The following is a 22,598-nucleotide window of genomic DNA, read 5'->3' on the forward strand; positions in this document are numbered from 1 at the left end:
GAGCGCAGACGCGAGGGCGGCACGCAGGGCGTCTGCTGGCCGCGCCGGTTCTCGTCATTGCGGCCTCACCGACGCGTCGTCAGTTGTGACGGGCGACAGCATCCATGGCCGCCGCGACGACAGGATCTGCCTGCCCCCACGGCGCACGCATCCCACGCTCGTCACAGTCGAGTCTGGCGGCCGCGCACGCAAATACCCGCGCGCCTCGCCCGCCGTGTGGCCCGACCAGGCATCGCTTGACTTGCAGCAGCCCGTCGTTCACCAGCGGACGCAGCGCCCTGAGGACTTCGCCGCGGCTCGTGTCCAGTTGCTCTGCGAGATGTACTGCAGTGCATTCGCTACCGTCGGCCAGCAGCGCAACGATGCGCTCCGCCAGTCCTGGAGCTCGCCGTGTTTTGCAATCCAGAGGGGCAGGAATCCATGTCGCGACCGGGCGGGACTCGTCTCGCGCCATTTGCGGGTATTGGCGTTCCTCTCGACAGCCGACGAGTGAAGGATTCCGCGCTCTCTTGCAGCGTTGATCGATGTCCAGCTGGCTCAAGGGATTTTCGAAGATTCGCGCGAGCTGATCGATGTCGAAGCGGCCGCGAAGTGCGCGCCAGACATCCTGCCAGCCATCAAAGGCACCGCTTCGGGCAAGCCCGAAGGCGGCTTGTCGAACGGCCTCGCGTGCCTCGACAAGATCCCAGTTCGTGATGGGCCTCATGGCAGGTTCCCTCGTGAACGGCTGGCACGCAATTTCCCCGGCATGCGGGCGATGTGACGAGGAGGCGGATGCGCGGGTTGACAGCGGGCGCTCGCGCGTAGAAGGGTCAAAGTCGAAAAAAGCGGCAGACCGGCGGCGCGGATCATCGCCATCATCAGGGCGGTTGACGTTGTCATGGAAATGCTCCGGACAAAGCAACCTGCTCAGAATAAGCCTGACGTCCAGCGACCTGTATTGGACTTTGGTCCAATAAGGGCAATATGCGGTCGATTGGGGAAGCGTCAAAAGGCAGTGGTCCATAGACTGACTCGGGTAGCGCAGTCCGGTAGCGAGATTATTCGCAGCGTGATGGTGTTTCAGACAGCGCTCTGCCGGCAAACTGTCCAAACGCCACCATTAAAAGCCTTCACTGTGGACCAAAAGTATGGTCGAAGAACAATGGGAAAACGTCCGGGCTTCTATAAGAATACCTAACTAAATGAAGAGATCGCTGACCGTTGCTGGCAAGCGGTCCAGGCACTTTCGAAGCCCCGCATCCTTCAAGGCGACAGGGCTGCCTGGCGCGTCGAGCTGACGGATCGGCAGCAGTTTTCAGCGGGCAGCGTCGCGTAGGTTGAGCGGTTTACCCGAGTTCGCCTTGGCCGCGTCTGGTGTGTTCGCAGCTGAGCGACGCGTCGCCACCTGGCGCCAGCCACGCCTCAGTCAGCGCACCGCCACGCGCATGGGCTTCGCCGCTGGCTGAGACCTCGCCTGCGCGTCCGCCTGGTCAACGGCGACGCGCCACTTCGGAAACGTGCCGGAGCCGTCGACTTTCCACGGATCGCCCATCTCGTCGACATACATTGCGTTCGCGCTTCGCCCGACGGCCGGCGCGCGCTGCGGCGCGCCCGGCGCATCGCGTTCGAACGACCGGCTGCCCTGTTCGTTGAACACTGTCGCGAGCGGCCGCCGCGCCTGGCCCGACCGGCTGAGCGGCGCGGCAATCGCTTTCGCGGGTGCGCGCAGCACTGCGTCGGCGCGCTCGCGGCCGGCGAGGATCGCGCCGAGGAGCGCAGACGGGCCGATCGAAGCCGATGCTTCGCTGGCCGTATCGCTGGCGCGCTTTGCGCCCGGCGCGCTCGGCGAATCGAGCGCGAGCGGTTCGCTCGCCCCGTCGATCTGCACGACGAGGATGACGTGCCAGTCGTCCGGCGTGTTGTTGTAACGCGGCGCGAGCGACACCAGACGCAGCCGCGCGATATCGAAGCCCGCGTCGCGCAGCAGCAGGTATTTGGCGACGGCGAAATCCTTGCACACGCCGCTTTCGGCAAAGAAGCGTGCCGGCGCGTAGTAGCTGCCGTCGGTGCCGTCGCGGTAGCGGACCTCGTTGACGAGCGCGTTGGCGAGCAGTGCGGCCGACGCATCGCCGGCCTTCGCGCGCTCGTCCCGCACCTGCGCAACGAGGCGGCGCCAGCCGGCAGGTTCGCGCGTCAGATGGCCGCGTAGCGCCTCGCGCAGGCGCTGCACGCGGCCAACCGCGTCCGACGACGGTTCGAGTTTGTTGTCGGCAAGCGGCAGCAGGAACATCAGGTCGCCGACTTGCGCGAACTCCGGGCGGATCTTGCGATTGGCTTCCCACCACGTCCCGGCGCGCAGGCGCTCGATACCTGCTTTCAGTGCGCGAGGCGTGACGGCATCACTGGACGCCGCGTCGCGCGCGCCGGATGCATCGTGTTGCAATGCGGTCTGCAGACTCGCGGCACCCGCGACGTAGGGCAAAAGCACCGCGGCCGCGATCGAGCACTTCAGAACGCAGAGGAGCAGTCGGGCGAGCGGCATATGCAGACTCCGGAAGCGATACCGGGCGCCGACGCGTCCAGTGTTTCGAGCCACCGATGCTGTTATTGCGCGATTGCGCGAACGACAGCGCCGGCTTGAAACCAACAGTGCACGCAATGTGCCAATTCTTTGCGTCGCGCTATGTCACTGAAAATCAAGGAAACTGGCTTTGGTGGCAGGCGCATTGCAAACTTCAGATGGCGCTCAACGCCCGACAGGCGCGCGATAGCTGTTGGTTTTTATGGAACACATTGAGCCGGTGAAGCTGTTCGATCGCCCGAATTGCTATCTGCGCAAATCACACGCTCGCTTCGCACGCGGCGTCCTATAGTTGTTCGGCACGCACCGAAAGAAGAACGAGAGCGCTTGCCTGGAAGCCCACGTGCAGCGCGGTGTCCTGATGTCGCTCATTTCGGTTTGAGCACACTCGTGAAGCAGCTTGCATCCAGCGACGCTGAACCCGCCCTGATGACATGGCGTCGGGACGACGGAGGGAAAAACAATGGCAACGCCCCGCTTTGTTATGGACTCGGCGCGCGTGTTTTCGCGCGGCATGTATGCGGTTGCACTGGCCGTCGGGATAGGCCTGTCGATTCCCGGTTGCGGTGGCGACGACAACCCGGCATCGACCGAGCCCGCATTCGCCATCGCGGCGCGCCCCCAGATCAACGCCTTGCTCGCGGACACGATGACATCGGGTGCTGTCGTCTATGTGCAATCGCCAAACGGCGACTGGCTCGCATCGTTCGGAACGGCAGTGCGAGGGACGAACACACCGATACCGACGACCGCTCACTTTCGCGTCGGCAGCGTGACGAAAACCTGGACGGGCACGGTGATCCTGCAACTCGTGCAGGAAGGGAAGATCGCGCTGAGCGATCCGATCGGCAAATACGTCCCGAACGTCCCCAACGGCGACCAGATTACGATCGAGCAGTTGCTGACGATGCGCAGCGGCCTCTACAACTATTCGACCAGTCTCGCATTCAATCAGACGCTCGATTCGCAGCCCAACAAACTCTGGACCGCCGCGGAACTGCTGGACATCGGCTTGGGGCAGCCGGTGTATTTCGCGCCGGGTGCCGACTTTCGCTACTCGAACACGAACACGGTGCTGCTCGGACTTGTCATCGAGCAGCAAACGGGGATGAGCGCCGCAGACGCGATGAAAGCTCGTCTTTTTGCGCCGCTCGGCTTGACCGATACGTTTCTTCCGCCGCAGGACGACACGTCGCTGCCCGCGCCCGCGCCGCATGGCTACCAGTGGGGCACCAATGCCGAGACGACCGATAGCGACGCGCTATCCCCCGAGCGTCAGGCGGCCGCGAAGAACGGGACGCTGCAGCCCACCGACGTGACGGGCGTGAGCACATCCTGGGCGTGGACGGCCGGCTCGGGCATTTCAACCGTCAAGGAACTGGCGGCGTATGTGCAACGGATGGTCGGCGGCGGCTATCTGAACGCCGGTCTGCAGGCACAACGGCTCGCCAGTTGCCAGTCGCTGCAACCGTCCGATCCGATGGCGGCCAGTTACTGCCTTGGCCTTGCCAAATTCGGCACGTTCTACGGACACACGGGCGAAATACCCGGCTTCAATACGTTCATGGGCCATGATCCGGCCACGAAAACGACCATCGTCGTGTGGGCGACGACGGCTGCAGCGCCCGACGGCCGCGCACCCGCGAACGTCATCGCGCAGATTCTCATGAGCGAACTCAGCAAGGCATCGGAAGTACCGAGCGAGGCCGGCCCTAGTGCGTCATCAGGCGTCGTGCGAAACGGCCGCGCGCACTCCTTCGACGCAGGCGGAGGCGCTGGCGCGCTTCTTCCACTGCGCGGTGGCGAGCACGGAGGCGAGCACCATCAGTGCGCCACCGAGCCAGCCCGACAGCGAAAGCTGCTCGCCGAGCCAGATGTACGCGAACCATGCGCCGAACGCTGGTTCGCTGCCCATCAACAACGCGACGCGCGTCGGGCTACTGCGCTTGACGGCGAAATTCTGCGCGAAGAAGGCGAACAGCGTGCAGGCAATCACCAGATAGCCAATGCTCATCCAGAAGAGGCCGTGCCCGGCGAACGTCGGCAGCGCCGGCCAACGCGCGCCGGGCAAGATCAGGGCGACGACGGCGCTGCCAAGCGCGACGGTGCCCGCCTGAACCGCCGTCACCGATAACGGCGCGATTGCCGAGTCGCGCATCACGCGTTTGGTCACGCAGACCATCAATGCGCGCAGCAGCGCGGCAAGCAGAATCAGCGCATCGCCCGTCGTCGGAATGAACACACCGCCGCTCACGAGGGCTGCGCCCGCCAGCGACAACGCGACGGCCATCCACTCCGCGTTCGACGGCTTTCTGCGCAGCAGCGCCCATTCGACGAGCGGCGTCAGCACGACACACAAGCTGACCAGAAACGCTGCATTCGATGCGCTCGTCAGCGATATGCCGAACGTCTCGGCCAGAAAAATGCCGAGCAGCAGCACACTCGCGCCCAACGTGCCGGCCAACGCGGACGGCTTCGCATGCCGCAGCGAGCGCAACGCCGGCGACAGCACGATGAAGGTCAGCCCGAAGCGCAGCGCCAGCAGTCCCAGCACGGGATAGAACGCCAGCGCGGCTTTCACGACCCCGTAGCTCGTGCCCCAGACCATCGCGACCGCGAGCAGCATCAGGTCCGACATCCAGAGCAAGCGTGTTTGTTTCGACATGGCGGACCTCTTCTTTCTTCGGACAGGACCGAATTGTCCGGTATTGCACGCGAAACTATAATCCGGTCGCGGCGAACATCTTCTGTGTCGCCAGTGCACAAATGCTTTTGCGTCGATGCGAGCACGACAATGAATCCCACCGAGCTTTTCGCGCTGTTGCCGGACATGGCAACCTTCGCCCGCGTGGTCGATGCCGGCAATTTCTCCGAGGCCGCGCGCCAGTTGGGCAGCACGCCGTCGACGGTCAGCCGGCAGATCAAACGGCTCGAAGAATCGCTCGGCACGCGCTTGCTGGAACGCTCGACGCGCAGCGTCCGGCTGACGGATTCGGGCGCGCAGGTGTACGGCTATTGCCGCGACATCGTCGGCGCGGCGTCGGGTGCCGTCGACGTCGCCGGACAAGCGGTCGGCGAACCGCGCGGGAAGGTCAGCATCAGCGCGCCGATTGCCTACGCCCGCTCCGTCATTCATCCGCTGATTCCCGGCTTTCTGCGCAGCTGGCCGGACGTGGACGTGCAACTCGTCTTCGCCGACCGCGAAGTCGACCCGTTGCGCGATGACGTCGACGTGGTGATCCGCTTGACCCGTTCGCCTCCACTGGGTCTTGCCGGGCGGCAGATCGGCACGGTGAAATGGCTGCTGTGCGCGTCGCCGGGCTATCTGGCGGCAAACGGGACGCCTGTCGAGCCGCGCGATCTCGCCCGGCACGAGTGCCTGTATCTCGGCGAAACGGTCGACGACAATCGCTGGCATTTCCGGCGCGGCACGCAGACCCAGTCGCTGGAAGTCAGGGGACGGTATATCGCCAATCACACAGGGGCTCGTCTGGATGCGGCGTTGCAGGGCTTCGGCATCGCGAGCCTGCCCGATTTCACCGCTGCCCAGGCGCTGAGCGAAGGCGGCCTCGTCCAGGTGCTGGACGAGTGGGCATTCGAGGCGCGCCCCTATATGGGTCCTGTCTGGCTGCTGTATCCGCCCAACCGCTTCCTTCCGTCGAGGGTGCGCGCGCTGATCGACTATCTCGCCAGCCATTTGCACGGCCCGGCGGGCGAGTGAATGTCACCCATGACGACGCATCAGGGTTTGTACCTATTCTGGCAACATTCAATTGTTCTGCGAGGGCTTAATTACATCTCTCCTCCGGCCTAGACTGGAATCACTGAAACGCAAACAGGGTGTTTGCGAAGAAATCCAACTGGAGGTAAAGATCATGAAACTCGTTCAATCGCTCGTCGTTGCAGCCGCTCTTGCTATCCCCGCCGTTTCGTCGTTTGCCCAATCGACTGACACGGCTCCCGCAACCAACGCCCCGGTCACGCAAGCAGATGTCGGCGGTGTCGCCGATGGTTCGTCGGCAGCGGGCACGCAGCATCATGGTTTCCGCAACGCCGTTTCCCGCGTCGAGCACAAGATTCAAGGCTCGATCCGTCCGGACGCGAACTCGGGAATGAAGCCGATCTATTTCGGCAACTAAGCCACTGTGCTGATGGTTGTCGCTTTGGTCATGAGCGAGGCGCCTACGCCCTGTCAACCGTGGCGTGGCGCCTCGCTCATTGAACGTTGAGGCGCGGGCATGCGCACAGCGCCACCCATCACTTCAGTGAGAAATGCTTTCCAGCGACTGGCCGAGCGTGCGCGGCCCCATCATACCGATCGAGAGCATCACCAGCATCATCGATCCCGCGATAAACACGAACACCCCCGCCACGCCGAAGTCTTTCAGCGCGAAAGCGATGATGAACGAGCTGAACACGGCCGACAGCCGGCTCCACGAATACACGAAACCCACGGCGCGAGCGCGGATCGACGTCGGATACAGCTCCTGCTGATACGTGTGATAGGTGAACGAGATGATGTTGCCTGCGAGCGTCAACAGCACGCCGAGCGCAACGATCGTCACTGCCGAGCTCGCCTGGCTGAACGCCAGCCCGCTCACGATATTCAGCGCCGCCATGCCGACGATCACATGCTTGCGCTCGAAACGATCCGCGATCCAGTAGCCGAGCATCGGTCCGATCGGCGCCGCGAGGCCGATCACGGTCGTATAGAGCAGGCTCGACGTCACGGTGATGCCCTGTTTGACGAGAAGCGTCGGCACCCAGTTTGCAAAGCCGAAAAAGCCAACCGTCTGGAAGACGTGAAACACGATCAGCATCAGCGTGCGCGAGCGATACGGCGCTTTCCACATATCGGCGAAACTGGCCTTGCGCGGCAGCGGATCGGCGGGTCCGGGCGCAGGTAACGCCTGCCCGTACTGTCGAGCGACGGTGTCTTCGAGCTTGCGCAGCACGGCGTCCGCTTCTTCGTTTCGGCCTTTGCTCAGGAGCCAGCGCGGGCTTTCGGGCAGATTACGCCGGAAGTACCAGACGAACAGCGCGCTGACTCCGCCGAGCAGCACGACCCAGCGCCAGCCATCGAGCCCCAGCGGCGCACGCGGCACCAGTTGCCACGACAGAAACGCCACCACGGGCACCGCCGAGAAACCGATGGTCTGACAGACCGCGAATGCGCGCCCGCGAAGATGCTTCGGCGCGAGTTCCGACAGATACGTGCCGATCGTCACCAGCTCGACGCCGATCCCCATGCCCGACACGAAGCGCCAAGCGTTGAGCGCGCCCGCGGAGTCCTGAAACGCCATCATCGTATTGGCGGCCACGTACCACAGCATCGACCAGGTGAAGATCGCGCGGCGTCCAAACCGGTCGGCGAGAAACCCGCATGCGATCGTGCCGACGAACAGGCCGCTGAACAGCGCCGCGATAAAGCTCGCCACGCCCGACGTGCCGAACAGCCCCGGCGTGGTCGGCGTGAGGATGCCGCTTCGGACGAGACCGGGGGCGACGTAGCCGGTATAGAGCAGATCGTAGAGCTCGAAGAAGAAGCCGAGGCTGAGCAGCAGGATCAGCTTCCAGATCGCCCGGGTTGCGGGCAGGCGGTCGAGGCGCGCGGATACGCCGGCGGGATCGGCGAGCGCGGCGGCTTCCGCCGATTGCGGTGATTGTGCTGGTTGCGCTGCTTGCGGGCGGTTCGCCGCGCGCAGCGCGGACGCTTCCTCCGTGATGGCCATGTTTGTCTCTCCAAAAGTCTGGTCATTGTAGTGATGTCGTGTCGCGAGCGGGGCGCAGCTCAGCCGCGACCGGCACTCATGGATAGCGCGCCATGAGTTCTTCAAACGAGGCGATATGGCCGGCGATGGCGCTCGCCACTACGGTCGGCGGGCTGGCGAGCCAGACCTTGCCCGGCCCCGAGCGGCCCGGAAAATTTCGGTTGATCGCGCTGATCGTGATCTGACCTTCCTCGGTCGACGATCCCGGGCCGCAGTTCGCGCATGCGCCGCACGACGGTTGCAGCAGGATCGCGCCGACGCGTTCGAACGCGTCGAGATAGCCGCGCCCGATGCAGTAGTCGCGCACATCCGACGTGCCGAACTGCAGATACAGCTTGATGCCGTCAGATACGCGCAGGCCGCGCGCCGCGGCCCATGCGAGCACTGCGTGATAGTGATCGAAGTCGTCACGCTTGCCCGCCGTGCACGAGCCGCCATACGCGATGTCGATGTGCGGCCGTTCGGTCATATGGCGCAACGCGATGCCGTTGCCGGGGTCGCCCGGCGCGGCGAGCATCGGCGAAACCTGCGTGCAGTCGATTGCAATCACGTCCGCGTACTGCGCGCCCGGATCGCTGTGCATCCACGGCTCGATCGTGAAGTCGATGCCGCGCCGTTGCTTGAGAAAGCGCACGGTTTCTTCGTCAGGCGCGACGATGCCCGCGAAGCCGCCGAGTTCGGCCGTCATGTTCGTCAGCGTCGTGCGTTCGTCAGTGCTCAGTTGCGCGATTGCCGAGCCGGCAAACTCGAAGATCTTGCCGACACCCGCGCCCTCGCGAATGCGCGGCTCGGCCAGCAATTGCAACACGAGGTCTTTCGCGGTGACGCCCGGCGCAATGGCACCGTTGAACTCGATGCGCAATGCGAACGGCACCGTCATCCGCACGGCGCCCGTCACGAACGCATTCGCCATGTCCGTCGTGCCGACGCCGAACGCAACGCAACCGAGCGCGCCGCTATGCGGCGTATGCGAATCGGTGCCTGCGATCAGTTGGCCCGGCAGCGCATAGCGTTCGGCCATCATCGCGTGCGAGATGCCTTCCGAGCCTTCGTCGATGCCGCTGCCGTTTTCGCTGAGATAACCGTGTTCCGTCAGCCCGTACTCTTTCACGAACGCGCGATGTGCCGCCGACAGTTCGCGCACGTCCGGCAGCAGGCCGTTGCGGATGTGCAGCTCGCTGCGATGCGAGTACGACAGATGGTCCTCGAACGTGAGGATGGTCTGCGGGTCGTACAGCGGCAGCGGCTTGCCGAACGCCGCGTGCAGCATATGCGTCGCCATGCCCGTGTAGTACTCGTGGATAAAGCGCCAGTCGGCTCGCACGAACGCGCCTTCGCCGGGTGTCGATGCGTCGCCGGTCGATGCCGTGCGCAACGCGTGACGCTCGATGATTTTTTGCGCGAGCGTGCGCGGCTTTTCGTCAGTGGCGGATGGCGCAGCTGTCTGCACGTCGCGCATGTGCGCCGCGCCGTAGGGCAGCAGGCCGCCGCTGCGCAGGATCGACGCGGCGAGCGTTTCGCGCGAGGCGACGAGTTCTTCGATATCGATCGCTTCGCCGCGCTGAATGCGTTCGATCAGCCCGAAGTCCGTCGACGTGAACAGCCCGACGTTGTCCGCATTCTGCCTATAGATGCGCTCGAAGCTCTTCGCGATCACGAGCCGCACGCCCGCACGATATTCGGCGACAGGGCTATGTTCGCGCGACGAGCCCTTGCCATAGCGATTGCCCGCGACCGTCACGCAGAAATTGCCTGCGCGCACGGCGTCGAGACCAATCGGATTGCGCTCGCCCGCGCGCAGGCCGACATAGGGCACGCGGCCAAGGCGTTCGTCGAAGCGGGTGAGCACGCTCATCGGCGTGATTTCGTCGGTCGAGACGTCGTCGCGCAGCGGGCCAGCCGTCTGTAGCGTGAGGTCGTCGCCTGCAAGCTGACGTTCGATCAGGTGCGGATCCGCGCACAGAAAAAGGACCCGGCCCGTGAGGTTGAGTGATGCCATCGTCGTCTCCTTGCGCCCCAATCTAGACGGCGAGCGACGAAAAGGTGAAGTGCTCAAATGACAAGAGGGTCATCGCAAACGGCGATGTTCTCGTTAACCCTCGTTCGACGTGAGCAGATCGATCAGCGCCTGAACCGCGCGCGGGCGCGGCTTCTTTCTGAGCGCGTGCAATTGCAGCGTGCGTGTTTTGGCCCAAGGTTCGTCGAGCGGCCGGCGCACGAAGCCGTGCGAGCCCGCGAACGCCGACGCCGCGCTCGTCGGCACGATGCCGATGCCAAGACCGGCTTCGACCATCCGGCATTGCGCATCGAAACTGTTGACGGTCACGGAGAAACGCAGCGGCGTGCTCGCCGCAACGGCACGCTCGCGCAGCACGAGATCGAGCGAGCCGCCCGCCTGAAGCGCCACGAGCGGAAAGCGCAGCACGTCGGCGAAAGCGGGCGTTTCGAGCGCGGCTAGCTCATGGCCGACGGGCATGACGACCAGCAATGGGTCGTCGGCGAAATGCCACGATTCCAGTACGCCCGGCGCGCGGCCGCCTGACGAAATGCCGACATCGGCGCGATCGTCGATGCAGGCACGCACGACTTCGTCGCTGATGTGCTCGCTCAACGCGATTTCGACGAGCGGATAACGCGCCTGAAACGCCTTCAGACGCTCCGGCAAAAACCCGACGATTGCCGACGCGTTCGCATACAGACGCACGACGCCCGCGACCTGCCCCGCGAGCGACTGGACTTCGCGCGCCATCGTCTGCAACTGCTGATGCACGGCGCGCGCATGCGTGACGGCATGCCGGCCGGCCTCGGTGAGTTCGACGCCGCTCGGCGAGCGGGTCAGCAACGGCGCGCCGACGGCGGCTTCGAGATCGCGATGCGCCGGCTCAGCGCCGACGGCGCGATGTGAGCGCGGCTCGCGGCGCGGCCGATCGAGCCTTCCTCGACGACGGACAGAAACAGTTCGAGGCTGTACGGGTCGATGCGCATGCGGGCGTGTCGGGAGTTGCGGCAGGCGAAATGGTAGCAGGTGCCTGCCACGCTCATTCATGCGCTCGCGCGCGCCAGCGTCTTCGTTCGATACTCGCTTAGCAACCGCTCGCGCTTCGTCTGCGCGGCGGCCATGTTGCGGTCCTTCACGTGGCCGAATCCGCGAATCTCTTCCGGCAGACGGGCCAGTTGCAGCGCCGCCTGATGACGCTCGCTATCGAGACTCGCGCAGAACTCGTCGATCAGCGCGAGGTAGTCGGCGATCAGTTGCCGTTCCTGACGGCGCTCGTCGGTCTTGCCGAACACATCGAACGCGGTGCCGCGCAGTCCTTTCATGCGCGCGAGCATTCTGAAGACGGGCAGCATCCACGGACCGAAGCGCTTTTTCTGCAACTGTCCCTTGTCGTCGCGCTTCGCGAGCAGCGGCGGCGCGAGATAGAAGTTCAGCTTGTAATCGCGGCCCGGCTCGCCTTCGAACTGCTGGCGCAGTTTCTCCATATACGACGGGTCGGCGTACAGACGCGCGACTTCGTATTCGTCCTTGTAGGCCATCAGTTTCGCGAGATTCGCTGCGACCGCACGCGTGAGCGGCAGTTTCGCGTTGCCCGTGATCTGCATTTCCTTCGCACGAATTGCGTCGACCGCCTTGCGATACGACTGCGCGTACGCTGCGTTCTGATACGCGCTCAAGAGCGTTTCGCGGGCCGCAATCAGCTTGTCGAGCGATTCGGGCATCTGCACGACGATCGCCTGTTGCGCAACCGGCTTGATCAGCGCTTGCACAGCGGCCTCGCCATGATGCGCGACATAGCGTCCCCAGTTGAACGCCTTCACGTTCTTGTCGACCGATACGCCGTTGAGTTCGATCGCGCGCAACAGGCTTGCCAGTTCCAGCGGCAGCCAGCCCTTTTGCCACGCGAAGCCCAGCAGCAGCGGATTGCTGTATAGCGTGTCGCCGAGCAGCGCGAGTGCGAGCGCATTCGCGTCGATGAACGCGCATCCGTCGCCGATGCTCTCGCGCAATTCCGTTTCCGTCTGCGTCCCAGGAAAGCTCCAGTCCGGGTTGCGGACGAAGTCGGCCGTCGGTGTCGCGCCGCTATTGATCGCAGCGCAGGTCACGCCGTGCTGCGTGCGCGACAGCACATCGTTCGATGCCGACACGATCGCATCGCAGCCGATCACGAGGCGCGCTTCACCCGTCGCGATACGCGTGGCGTGCAGCGCGTTTGGTGTCGATGCGATCTGCACGTGGCTCAATACCGCGCCGCCTTTTTGCGCGAGGCCCGCCATATCGAGCACGGTCACGCCTTTGTGCTCGAGATGCGCAGCCATCCCGATCAGTCCGCCGATCGTCACGACGCCCGTGCCGCCGACGCCCGTCACGAGCACGCCATAGGGCCGCTCGAGCGCGGGCAGCGAAGGCAGCGCAAGCGCATCGAAATCCGCGCCGTCATTTGCACTGCCTGCGCGCGCCGCCGCTTGCGGCTTGCGAAGCTGCGCGCCTTCGGCCGTCACGAAGCTCGGGCAAAAGCCCTTCACGCACGAAAAGTCCTTGTTGCACGACGACTGGTTGATCTTGCGCTTCGTGCCGAGCGGCGTTTGCAGCGGCTCGACCGACAGACAGTTCGATTGCACCGAGCAATCGCCGCAGCCTTCGCACACGGCGTCGTTGATAAAGGCGCGGCGCGCGGGATCGGGATACGCGCCGCGCTTGCGGCGCCGGCGCTTCTCCGTCGCGCAGGTCTGGTCGTAGATCAGCACGGTGGTGCCGGGCTGCTCGCGCAATGTGCGCTGCACGTTATCGAGCTGGTCGCGATGATGCACATCGACGCCCGCAGGCAGCACGATGCCCGAGTGATACTTTTCCGGCTCGTCGCTCACGATGACGATGCGCTTCGCGCCTTCGGCATGAACCTGATGCGCGATCTGCGGCACGGTCAGCACGCCGTCGACGGGTTGGCCGCCCGTCATCGCGACGGCATCGTTATAAAGAATCTTGTACGTGACGTTCGCGTTCGCCGCGATGGCCGCGCGGATCGCGAGCAAACCGGAGTGGAAGTACGTGCCGTCGCCGAGATTGACGAACACGTGTTTGTCGCCGGAGAAGTGCATCTGTCCGAGCCACGCGACGCCTTCGCCGCCCATCTGGCTGAAGGTTTCCGTCTTGCGGTCCATCCACATCGACATGTAATGGCAACCGATGCCTGCCAGCGCGCGGGAGCCTTCGGGCACGTTCGTCGACGTATTGTGCGGACAGCCCGAGCAGAACCACGGCTTGCGCTCGACGGCCACGCGGGGTTTGGCCGCATCGCGCTCTTTCGCCTCGATGATCGCGACGCGCGCGAGCATGCGTGCGCGCACGTCGGCGGGCAGATCCGCGCGCGCGAGACGCCGCGCAATCGCCTTTGCGATCAGCGCCGGCGACAGCTCGTAATGCGCGGGCAGAAGCCAGTCGCCGCGCGGCACCGACCATTCGCCGCCTTCGTTGTCACGCTCGTCGAATTTGCCGTAGATCTTCGGCCGAACGTCCTCGCGCCAGTTGTATAGCTCTTCTTTCAGCGCGTATTCGAGAATCTGGCGCTTCTCTTCGACCACCAGAATCTCTTCGAGACCCGTCGCGAATGCGCGCGCATCCTGCGCGTCGAGCGGCCACACGCAGCCGACTTTCAGCACGCGCAAGCCGATTTTCGCGCACGTGTCGTCGTCGAGGCCGAGATCGCTGAGCGCCTGACGCACGTCGAGATACGCCTTGCCCGCGGTGATGATGCCGAAGCACGGCGTCGGCGAATCGATCACGACGCGGTTCAGTTTGTTCGCGCGCACGTAGGCGAGGGCTGCGTACCACTTCTCGTCGAGCAACCGCGCTTCCTGCGCGAGCGGCGCGTCGGGCCAGCGGATGTTGAGGCCGTTTTCGGGCATGACGTAATCGGTCGGCGTGACGATCCGCACGCGGTCCGGGTCGAGATCGATCGAAGCCGTCGATTCGATGACGTCCGTCACGCACTTCATCGCGACCCAGAGGCCCGAATAACGGCTCATCGCCCAGCCGTGCAGCCCGTAATCCAGATACTCCTGGACGTTCGCCGGATAGAGCACGGGAATGCCCGCCGCGATGAACGTGTGTTCCGACTGATGCGCGACCGACGACGACTTCGCCGCGTGATCGTCGCCTGCCAGCACAAGCACGCCGCCATTCTTGTCGCTGCCCGCCGAATTCGCGTGCTTGAACACGTCGCCTGTTCGGTCGACGCCCGGCCCTTTGCCGTACCACATGCCGAATACGCCGTCGCGCGTCGCGCCCGGCCACAGGTTGATCTGCTGCGTGCCCCACACGGCCGTGGCGGCGAGATCCTCGTTGACGCCCGGCTGAAACACGACGTCGTGCGCTTGCAGATGCTTTTTCGCTTTCCACAGAGACTGATCGAGCGCGCCGAGCGGCGACCCGCGATAGCCGGAAATGAAGCCCGCCGTGTTGAGCCCTGCTTTCAGATCGCGCGCCTTTTGCAGCATCGGCAGACGCACCAGCGCCTGCGTGCCGCTGATATAGACGCGGCCTTTTTCGAGCGTGTATTTGTCGTCGAGCGTGACGGACGCATTGGGCGAGGCCGTATCGGCCGCGAGGTCGGAAGCGATGGCTAGATCGGGCGCATTCATGGCAGGGCTGTCTCCGGGGAATCGAATTTTTTGCCGAGTATAGGAAGCCGATTTGTCATCGTAAAATCACAAATAGACAACTCTGGTATTCGAAAATCAGATGGCGTTCGATCTCACACTGCGGCAACTGCGTTACTTCGTGGCGGCGGCGCAGACAGGCCAGTTCTCGATGGCGGCCGTCAACGAGCATGTGTCGCAATCGGCGATCACCAACGCCGTGCTGGCGCTGGAGAGCGGACTCGGCACGCGGCTGTTCGAGCGGCTGCCGCAGGGCGTGACGCTCACGCCGGACGGTCAGGATTTCTACAACCACGCGCGGCGCGTGCTCGACGCGGCACGCGACGCCGTCCACAAGCCGCCGTTCCGTTCCCACGACATGCGCGGCACCGTGCGGATCGCGGCGTCGTATACGGTCCTCGGGTATTTCTTGCCTGATCTGCTGGCGCGGTTTCGCGCGACATATCCGTATGTCGAATTCGATCTGCACGACATGGAGCGCGTGGAGATCGAGCAGGGCGTGCTCGCAGGCGGGATCGAAATCGGCGTGGTGCTGCTGTCGAATGTCGAAAGATTGGGCCGCTTCGGCAATCAGGTGCTGATGCGTTCGCGGCGGCAGTTGTGGGTCGCGCCGACGCATCCGCTCGCACAGGTCGAAGCGCCGTCGCTGAAGGACATTGCCGCGCATCCGTACATCCTGATTACCGTAGACGAAGGGGAGCAGTCGACCCTGCGTTACTGGAAGAAAAAAGGCATCGCACCGAAAATCGCCTTTCGCACCAGTTCAATGGAGGCGTTGCGCGGACTCGTCGCGCATGGCTTCGGCGTGACCGTGCTGTCGGACATGGTGTTCCGGCCGTGGTCGCTGGAAGGCCGGCGCATCGAGGTGCGGCCGATTCTCGATGTCGTGCCGCAAATGGACGTGGGCATGATCTGGCAGAAAGGCGCGCAGCTGAACGGCCCAGCGGCTGCGTTACAGCAATTCCTGATTCACGCGTGCGGGACTTGAACGGATCTGCGTATCGCTGATGGACGTGGCCACAATTCACGAGACGCAACGAGGACGCTCAAGCGCCAACACGAAGGCAACGCCGTTGCGCCTCCACCTCTACGCTTATAAGGCGGTCGGTCGGCCAGTGAAGATCAGGCAATCCGGCGAAGCGGCCTAAGGCATCGAACCTGGTGATTCGATAAAGCGGATCGGTCGAATTCGGGCTCGACATTCTTTCCGTTTTTTCCTGATCAATAACCTCCATTCAGTATTTCGCGCCACATTACTGACGTTAAGGGCCGATGCTTTCAGGGTCGATTCGGAAAAAATATTCTCGTTATCCGGCTTTTCTAATCAAGGTTGAAACGCCAGGATCTTCGGTAATTATGTCTTGCGTGGCGGAAGAAACGCCGCTCTTTTCGACCCGCGCGTAATTTCTCGACTACTAATTCGCAAAGACCGAACGATCGAGGTCCAACAATTACCGCATCGACGCGCATTAGCCGTCGGACACGCCCGCGCGGTCATCACTCATTGTCAAAAAAAGGGCAATTTTCCTTTCCAGACTCTAACGGTCGGAAGAATGGTGCTAATTGGACTGAAGACCTGTAAATGAGACTGCATCGCAGGTATTATTTACCCCGATCGAAAACTGCTGTTCAACTGCGCCACGGGTTTAGCCGACGGCATTCAACCCTCGGCGCATCACCACCCACGAAAGACCTGTCGTAGTCGCGGTTCAATCAGGCTCTACCATTCTGTTTCTCAAGCATTGATCGAAATGCAATGCTAGTCATTAGGCGTGCGAAATGATAGTCGGGTCGCGCGCTTTGGTTTGGAAAATCGGCAGTCATCTTTTTGGATTTTCCCCCTGAAATTTTGTCGATGAGGACGAGTTTGCAATGATTAAAAGACGTCAATTCCTTCGTGGCCTGACGGCCCTCGGTGGCAGTTATGTACTGACGGGGTATGGTCAGAGTTCGAGCGGCAGTGCAGGCGCATCGCCTGACGGGACGACGATACCTTCTGCGTCGTCCATCATCGACAAGACGGGCGCAACGTGGACGGTTGTCAAAGGTGTCATTTATCGGAATGGCCGCACTGTCGGCAATACGTACAGCGTGTCGCTGCTGCTCTGGTACGGCGGAAAGATGTGGCACATAGGCACGGGCGGGCAGTTCTACGTATGCAATGACCTTGACCAATGGTTGCCATGCAGCGACCCGCGCGTCGACGTGGCAGCGACGCCAGGAACGTTCTACGGGATCAACGGCCACCACGACTACACCTACACACCGGCACAACTGGTGTCGATCCTGAAGGGCATGGGCGTCACGACCTATCGCGTGGGATGTTCTGACGACCCCAGTCAGGTGAACGCCGTCGTCAAGCTGGCTCAGGCATTCCAGTCCAATGGAATTTCACTGTTCGTGCTGATCAATCAGGGCATCTACGATTCCGTCGGCAATCTGTTCAGCAGCGAGTCGGCGGCCTACAACCGCGGGCTACAGGCGGCCATGACTGTCGCCAATGCGCTCAAGCCTTATGGCGTCACCCTCTACGAGTGTGGAAATGAACTGACGCGACAGGTACAGACCGTCCTGGACTTCACGAACGCAGGCACTAAAGCCATCGACTTCAACAACGCAAACTGGCCAGTGATGCGCGGTGCAATGCGCGGGATGATCGACGGCGTCAAGACCGTTCAGCCGTCGGCAAAATGCGGCATCAACTTCTGTGTCGCGGACATTGGTGCAGCAGACGCATTGTGGGACGGCATGCAACCGGATGGCACGGGTGGCTATCCAAAGGTGCGATGGGATATCACGACCTGGCACAACTACGAGGTGTACGGCAACCTCTTCAACATCGGCATTGACGGTGCGGGGCCGGGGTTCGATCTGCCGACATACTGCAAGGCCCGCTACGGCGTGCCGTTCATGGTCACCGAATGGAACACGGGCCCGGAGAAGAGTCAGGCCTATCGAGCCAACTACATCACGACCACGCTGGGCAATTTCTATCAGGCGCGGAAAACGCACAACGTTCAGTCTGTGATGTATTTCATCCTGGATAGCGGAAACAACACCTTCGGCGTGATGACCAACGGCGCTGCGCTCAATCCGCCGTACAGTGCGTTCACCAGTTTCGTGGCATCTAACCCGGATAGGTGATGCAGGGGAGAACTTCGCAGCGGCCGGTTCGCGTCATCGCAATGGCAGCCAAAGCGGGCTCTCCCACGCCTTGAGCGCATCGAGAAACGCCTTCAGCCTGGATGGCATAAAGCGCCGCGTCGGATAGACGGCATGCACGTGTATCTCCGGTGACGACCATTCGGGCAATACGCGAACCAGTTCTCCGCTCGCGATATACGGATCGCAATAGCTGGAGGGCAGGAGTGCGATGCCGTGCCCGCGAAGGGCAAATGCACTGACGATGTGAAAGTCGCGCGCGGCGACGGGCCCCTTCACGTGCACCTTCGCCGACTTTCGACCGCTGACGAGGTGCCATTCGGTCTCGTTGTTTCGAGCATTGATCAACACGCATGGATGATCGCCGACCTCGTCGGGCCGAGAGGGAAGACGGTGATTGCGCGCGTATCCGGCCGACGCGACGAGCTGCCGGACACTCCTTCCCACGCGTTGCGCGACGAGGCTCGAGTCCCGCAATTCGCCAAAGCGGATCGCCACATCGACGTTTTCGGCGATCAGATCGACGAACGCATTCGTGAAATGAAGCTCCACCTGGATCTGCGGATAGTCGTTCAGAAATGCCGACAGGAATGCGTAAAACGGCTCCTGCTCGAGCATCACAGGGCCGGAGATGCGCAGTAGACCCTCCGGTCTTTTTTGCGTCTGCGTGATCACCCGTTCCGCGTCGTACAGATGACTCAGCGGCTCGCTGCACTCGTCGAAATAGGCTCGCCCTTGCACGGTCAGGCTGAGCTTGCGGGTCGTGCGTTGCAGCAGCGTCACGCCAAGGCGTTCTTCGAGCGCAGTGACCTTGCGGCTCACGGTGGAGACGGGCATGCCAAGCGCGCGGGCAGCGCGGCTGAAGCTCTCGAATTGCGCTACCCGGACAAAGACGGCGATATCGTTCAAGTCAGCCAGTTCGGTCATGTGAGGCTCGTCATGGACTTTTGCATTGACGGAAAAGACATTCCATATATTCCAGTCTAATCAAAAATCGCGCGTCGAACGACACTTCTTTCCATGCAATTCAACTTCTCGGAGAGAAATCATGGCAAACAAAGTCGTCGTTATTACCGGAGCTTCCAGCGGAATCGGTGAAGCCACCGCCAGGCTCCTCGCCTCGAAAGGCGCCATCGTCGCCCTGGCGGCGCGCAGGCTCGACAACCTCAAGCGCATTGCCGCGGATATCGAGGCAAAGGGCGGCACGGCATCCGTTCATCAGGTCGACGTGACGGATCAGGCACAGGTCAATCGCCTCGTCAGCGAGGTCGTCTCGCAACATGGCCGCCTCGACGTGATGGTGAACAACGCGGGCCTGATGGCGATTGCGCCCCTGTCGCTGCGCAAGACGGACGAGTGGGACCGCATGATCGACATCAACATCAAGGGCCTTCTTTACGGGGTCGCGGCGGCTTTGCCGGTTTTCGAAAGGCAGCAGTCGGGTCACTTCATCAATATTGCGTCGGTCGTGGGCCTGAAGGTCTTCAGCCCCGGAGGCACGGTGTATTCGGGGACGAAGTTCGCGGTCCGCGCCATTTCCGAAGGTTTGCGTCATGAGGTGGGCGGCAACATCCGCACGACGGTGATTTCGCCCGGGGCAATCGACACGGAACTGAAGTTCGGTTCCGGCCATGACGACAGCCGCGACTTCGTCGTCGATTTCTACAAGATGGCCATTCCCGCCGATGCCATCGCGCAAGCCATTGCCTATGCGGTCGAGCAGCCCCGCTCGGTCGACGTCAACGAGATTGTGATCCGTCCCACCGTTCAGGATTTCTGAAAACGGGCGCTATCGTCGCCTAGATCGGTATGAGGCTGGCGGGCCGGAATGACGTTGAACCCGTCCGCTCGCCAGCGGCGTTTCGCTTAAAGCCTGTTAGTTCGAGTCGCGTGACGTTCAGGGATGAAAGACGTGTCACTCGACCTGCTTTGAAATCGCGAATGCGAATTCAATGACTCTATTGAGGACATCATCATGCCTGCTGCAGTGTTTTCTCTGGCGTTCGCGGCCTTCGCGATCGGAACGACAGAATTCGTCATCGTCGGCTTATTGCCGGACATTGGAAGAACCTTCGGAATTTCCGTATCGACGGCTGGGTTGCTGGTGAGTTTCTACGCCTTGGCCATCACGGTCGGCACGCCGTTAATCTCCGCCGTGACGGCACGGCTGCCTCGCAGGGTGTTGCTGCTTGCCCTGATGGCACTTTTCACGCTTTGCAATCTTGCTGCGGGATTTTCAGGCGCGTTTCCGGCGTTGCTGGCGATTCGAATCGTAATGGCCGTCGCGCATGGCGTTTTCTTCGGCTTGGGCACGACCGTCGCCATGTCGCTGGTGCCGACGCAGAAGTCGGGCAGGGCGGTCGCCATCATGGTTAGCGGCCTGACAGTGGCGATGGTCACGGGCGTGCCTGGCGGCACATGGCTGGGAGATCTGATGGGGTGGCGGCTTCCGTTTCTCGTTGTCGCTGCAATGGGCGCGCTTGCGACGGCTGGGCTCTGGTGGTTTTTGCCCGCGCTTTCGACGCAACGCAGTTCGGGCAGCATCCTGTCGCAGCTGTCGCTGGTCAAGAGCCGCGCGTTGATGCCGCTCTACGCGATGGCTGCGCTCGGGATGGGCGCGACGTTCACGGTCTTTACCTACCTGTCGCCGTTGTTGACGCATAGCGCGGGGCTGAAGAGTGACGGCGTGACCCTGGGGTTGGTGATCTTCGGTCTGGGATCGGTCGTCGGGACCATCGGCGGCGGCCGTCTTTCTGACCGTTATGGGCCGAAGCCCAGCATGAACATCGCATTGACGGGACTCGCCATGTCGGTGGCCAGTCTGTGGATCACCGCGCATCAGCCGGTTCTCGTCATGGTCAATCTGTTCGTCTGGGGCGCATTCGCCTTCGCCATTCCTCCCATCATGCAGGCGACTGTTGTCCTGATCGCCCGACGCGTGGCGCCGCAGGCCGTCGGTACAGCCGCCGGGCTCAATGTCGCGGCGTTCAACCTGGGAATCTCTGGCGGCTCCTTCCTTGGCGGACTGGTTTTGACAGGCGAGAACGTCCTCGCGACGGTCTACGTCGGCGTGGCTCTGGCGATCGCAGGGCTGGTCGTTGTGGCGATGTACCGATGGTCCGGGCGGCCTTCTGCCGCGACACCTCGCCACGCTGTCGAAGAGTGCTGAACGGGCACGACGGACGGCGACGACACAGAACCATTCGATGAGGAACATCGTGAACCCATCACACCCCCAACCCATTCACCCCGGCAGACGACGTTTTGTGCAACTGCTCGCATCGCTGCCGTTCGTCCCGGGCACTGCACTCGCTCAGACACTTTCAACCATACCGTCAGGAGCCGCGATGACGACTGCGGAACATATCGTCCGCCCGAAGGCTTTGGTCTTCGACATGCAAGGCACCGTCTTTGATTTCTATGATCCGATGATGCGTGAACTTGCCCGCATTCCGTCCGTTGCATCGCACCTTTCGCATTGGTCGACCTTCCCGGGCAGATGGAGCGCGTCGGCACACGACGCCATCGTCGAGATCTCCGCCGGTCGAAAGCCGTGGCAACCCAATAGCGCTGTCTACGCAGAGGTCTTGAACCCTTTGCTCTCGCGCTATCCGGGCGGCGAAACGCTTTCTGTTGAAGACAAGACCCGATTGCTAGGTGTCTGGGGGAAGATGAAGCCGTGGACCGATTCGGCGAGGGGCTTGATCTCACTACGCGAGACGTTCGTGATTGCAACGCTGACGAACGCGTCGATGGCCGGAATGATCGCGCTCGTCAAGCGCGAGAGGCTTCCATTCGATGCGATCCTGACGGGTGAACTGGTTCACGCGTTCAAACCCGACCCACGGGTCTACCAACTCGCGTCCGACTATCTCGGCTTTGCACCCGGCGAGATTCTGATGGTATCGGCTCACAAGTGGGATCTGCTGGCGGCCAAGCGCAGCGGCTTGCTCACGGCGTTCGTTCCGCGTCCCTATGAAAACGGCCCACAGACCGAGGCGGATATTTCACCCGAGCCGTACATCGACGTCACGGCTGCCGGTTTGCCGCAACTCGCTTCGCTACTGGGTCGCGGCTGAAGCGGCCGGTTCGATCGCACCGGCGCGCACTGGCATCCGCATCCGATCGGCTTCAGTCGTCATCGTCGTGATGATGACGCCAGCCGCGATGACGACCATGATCGTGCCACCGGCGATCGTCCGGATAGCCGTATCCATAGCCGTAGTAGACAGGCGCGGGCGCATAGACGGCGGGCGGCGGCGCCTCGTACACGACGGGCGGTTGCTCGACATAGACGGGGGCGGGAATGCCCAACGTCACGCCGACATCGACATGCGCCATCGCTGCCGTCGACGAGCAGGCAGCGATGAGGCCAGCGGTGCATATGAGAGTGAGGCGTTTCAAATTGTTGCTCCGTCCGTTGGGCGTTTGCGAATCAATGCCAT

Annotated in this window: 15 protein-coding genes and 2 pseudogenes; 8 read left to right on the forward strand and 9 right to left on the reverse strand. The window is 62.7% G+C overall.

Annotated elements, in window-relative coordinates:
• Positions 1–79 precede the first annotated feature (79 nt).
• A complete protein-coding gene (locus H3V53_RS02215; protein WP_336596513.1) occupies positions 80–1,006 on the reverse strand; it encodes a winged helix-turn-helix domain-containing protein in 927 nt (308 codons plus the stop codon).
• 402 nt (positions 1,007–1,408) lie between these two features.
• On the reverse strand, positions 1,409–2,524 hold the full coding sequence (locus tag H3V53_RS02220; protein WP_336596514.1) for a transglutaminase domain-containing protein: 1,116 nt from the start codon (positions 2,522–2,524) through the stop codon (positions 1,409–1,411).
• 553 nt (positions 2,525–3,077) lie between these two features.
• Between H3V53_RS02220 and H3V53_RS02225 the strand changes: the two are divergent.
• Positions 3,078–4,205 (forward strand): annotated as a pseudogene (locus H3V53_RS02225) (serine hydrolase domain-containing protein); the annotation flags it as partial.
• An 81-nt stretch (positions 4,206–4,286) separates the two neighbouring features.
• Here the strand turns inward: H3V53_RS02225 and H3V53_RS02230 are convergent.
• The gene (locus H3V53_RS02230; RefSeq protein ID WP_336596515.1) at positions 4,287–5,228 is read right to left on the reverse strand and encodes a DMT family transporter; all 942 of its coding nucleotides are present in this window, start codon (positions 5,226–5,228) and stop codon (positions 4,287–4,289) included.
• A 129-nt stretch (positions 5,229–5,357) separates the two neighbouring features.
• On the opposite strand from H3V53_RS02230, the gene H3V53_RS02235 reads away from it, so the two are divergent.
• Entirely contained in the window at positions 5,358–6,284 is a 927-nt protein-coding gene (locus tag H3V53_RS02235; protein WP_336596516.1) for a LysR family transcriptional regulator, read from the forward strand.
• A gap of 154 nt (positions 6,285–6,438) precedes the next feature.
• On the forward strand, positions 6,439–6,702 hold the full coding sequence (locus tag H3V53_RS02240; protein WP_054922596.1) for a hypothetical protein: 264 nt from the start codon (positions 6,439–6,441) through the stop codon (positions 6,700–6,702).
• 123 nt (positions 6,703–6,825) lie between these two features.
• On the opposite strand, the gene H3V53_RS02245 is transcribed toward H3V53_RS02240, so the two are convergent.
• From H3V53_RS02245 to H3V53_RS02260, 4 genes and pseudogenes are all read right to left on the reverse strand, one after another.
• Positions 6,826–8,295 (reverse strand): MFS transporter, encoded by a 1,470-nt coding sequence (locus H3V53_RS02245; protein WP_336596517.1) that lies wholly within the window; start codon positions 8,293–8,295, stop codon positions 6,826–6,828.
• Positions 8,296–8,371: 76 nt separating this feature from the next.
• A complete protein-coding gene (locus H3V53_RS02250; protein ID WP_336596518.1) occupies positions 8,372–10,333 on the reverse strand; it encodes an aconitase family protein in 1,962 nt (653 codons plus the stop codon).
• Between the two features lie 93 nt (positions 10,334–10,426).
• Positions 10,427–11,319, reverse strand: a pseudogene (locus tag H3V53_RS02255) (LysR family transcriptional regulator).
• A gap of 57 nt (positions 11,320–11,376) precedes the next feature.
• Complete coding sequence (locus tag H3V53_RS02260; RefSeq protein ID WP_336596519.1) at positions 11,377–14,973, reverse strand: indolepyruvate ferredoxin oxidoreductase family protein; 3,597 nt, start codon at positions 14,971–14,973, stop codon at positions 11,377–11,379.
• Between the two features lie 100 nt (positions 14,974–15,073).
• On the opposite strand from H3V53_RS02260, the gene H3V53_RS02265 reads away from it, so the two are divergent.
• The gene (locus H3V53_RS02265) at positions 15,074–15,979 is read left to right on the forward strand and encodes a LysR family transcriptional regulator (RefSeq protein WP_336596520.1); all 906 of its coding nucleotides are present in this window, start codon (positions 15,074–15,076) and stop codon (positions 15,977–15,979) included.
• An 884-nt stretch (positions 15,980–16,863) separates the two neighbouring features.
• Entirely contained in the window at positions 16,864–18,135 is a 1,272-nt protein-coding gene (locus tag H3V53_RS02270) for a hypothetical protein (protein ID WP_336596521.1), read from the forward strand.
• Positions 18,136–18,168: 33 nt separating this feature from the next.
• On the opposite strand, the gene H3V53_RS02275 is transcribed toward H3V53_RS02270, so the two are convergent.
• Positions 18,169–19,080, reverse strand: a complete 912-nt coding sequence (locus tag H3V53_RS02275) for a LysR family transcriptional regulator (protein WP_336596522.1) — start codon at positions 19,078–19,080, stop codon at positions 18,169–18,171.
• A gap of 121 nt (positions 19,081–19,201) precedes the next feature.
• Between H3V53_RS02275 and H3V53_RS02280 the strand changes: the two genes are divergently transcribed.
• The 3 genes from H3V53_RS02280 to H3V53_RS02290 all read left to right on the forward strand — a co-directional run bounded on the left by H3V53_RS02280 (position 19,202) and on the right by H3V53_RS02290 (position 22,232).
• A complete protein-coding gene (locus H3V53_RS02280) occupies positions 19,202–19,933 on the forward strand; it encodes an SDR family oxidoreductase (RefSeq protein ID WP_336596523.1) in 732 nt (243 codons plus the stop codon).
• A 195-nt stretch (positions 19,934–20,128) separates the two neighbouring features.
• Positions 20,129–21,322 carry an MFS transporter gene (locus H3V53_RS02285; RefSeq protein ID WP_336596524.1) on the forward strand — a complete coding sequence of 398 codons (1,194 nt, stop codon included), beginning with the start codon at positions 20,129–20,131 and terminating at the stop codon, positions 21,320–21,322.
• A gap of 178 nt (positions 21,323–21,500) precedes the next feature.
• A complete protein-coding gene (locus tag H3V53_RS02290) occupies positions 21,501–22,232 on the forward strand; it encodes a haloacid dehalogenase type II (protein WP_336596525.1) in 732 nt (243 codons plus the stop codon).
• A 52-nt stretch (positions 22,233–22,284) separates the two neighbouring features.
• On the opposite strand, the gene H3V53_RS02295 is transcribed toward H3V53_RS02290, so the two are convergent.
• Positions 22,285–22,557, reverse strand: coding sequence for a hypothetical protein (locus H3V53_RS02295; RefSeq protein ID WP_054922593.1), 273 nt, complete (start codon positions 22,555–22,557; stop codon positions 22,285–22,287).
• Between the last annotated feature and the right edge of the window lie 41 nt (positions 22,558–22,598).

Source organism: Paraburkholderia bengalensis (assembly GCF_037126505.1).
Classification (GTDB): domain Bacteria; phylum Pseudomonadota; class Gammaproteobacteria; order Burkholderiales; family Burkholderiaceae; genus Paraburkholderia; species Paraburkholderia bengalensis.

Bases quoted from the DNA above. Each gene is read 5' to 3' on its own strand.
- H3V53_RS02215 (WP_336596513.1), bottom strand. From the start codon at position 1,006: ATGGACCACTGCCTTTTGACGCTTCCCCAATCGACCGCATATTGCCCT.
- H3V53_RS02220 (WP_336596514.1), bottom strand. From the start codon at position 2,524: ATGCCGCTCGCCCGACTGCTCCTCTGCGTTCTGAAGTGCTCGATCGCG.
- H3V53_RS02230 (WP_336596515.1), bottom strand. From the start codon at position 5,228: ATGTCGAAACAAACACGCTTGCTCTGGATGTCGGACCTGATGCTGCTC.
- H3V53_RS02235 (WP_336596516.1), top strand. From the start codon at position 5,358: ATGAATCCCACCGAGCTTTTCGCGCTGTTGCCGGACATGGCAACCTTC.
- H3V53_RS02240 (WP_054922596.1), top strand. From the start codon at position 6,439: ATGAAACTCGTTCAATCGCTCGTCGTTGCAGCCGCTCTTGCTATCCCC.
- H3V53_RS02245 (WP_336596517.1), bottom strand. From the start codon at position 8,295: ATGGCCATCACGGAGGAAGCGTCCGCGCTGCGCGCGGCGAACCGCCCG.
- H3V53_RS02250 (WP_336596518.1), bottom strand. From the start codon at position 10,333: ATGGCATCACTCAACCTCACGGGCCGGGTCCTTTTTCTGTGCGCGGAT.
- H3V53_RS02260 (WP_336596519.1), bottom strand. From the start codon at position 14,973: ATGAATGCGCCCGATCTAGCCATCGCTTCCGACCTCGCGGCCGATACG.
- H3V53_RS02265 (WP_336596520.1), top strand. From the start codon at position 15,074: ATGGCGTTCGATCTCACACTGCGGCAACTGCGTTACTTCGTGGCGGCG.
- H3V53_RS02270 (WP_336596521.1), top strand. From the start codon at position 16,864: ATGATTAAAAGACGTCAATTCCTTCGTGGCCTGACGGCCCTCGGTGGC.
- H3V53_RS02275 (WP_336596522.1), bottom strand. From the start codon at position 19,080: ATGACCGAACTGGCTGACTTGAACGATATCGCCGTCTTTGTCCGGGTA.
- H3V53_RS02280 (WP_336596523.1), top strand. From the start codon at position 19,202: ATGGCAAACAAAGTCGTCGTTATTACCGGAGCTTCCAGCGGAATCGGT.
- H3V53_RS02285 (WP_336596524.1), top strand. From the start codon at position 20,129: ATGCCTGCTGCAGTGTTTTCTCTGGCGTTCGCGGCCTTCGCGATCGGA.
- H3V53_RS02290 (WP_336596525.1), top strand. From the start codon at position 21,501: ATGACGACTGCGGAACATATCGTCCGCCCGAAGGCTTTGGTCTTCGAC.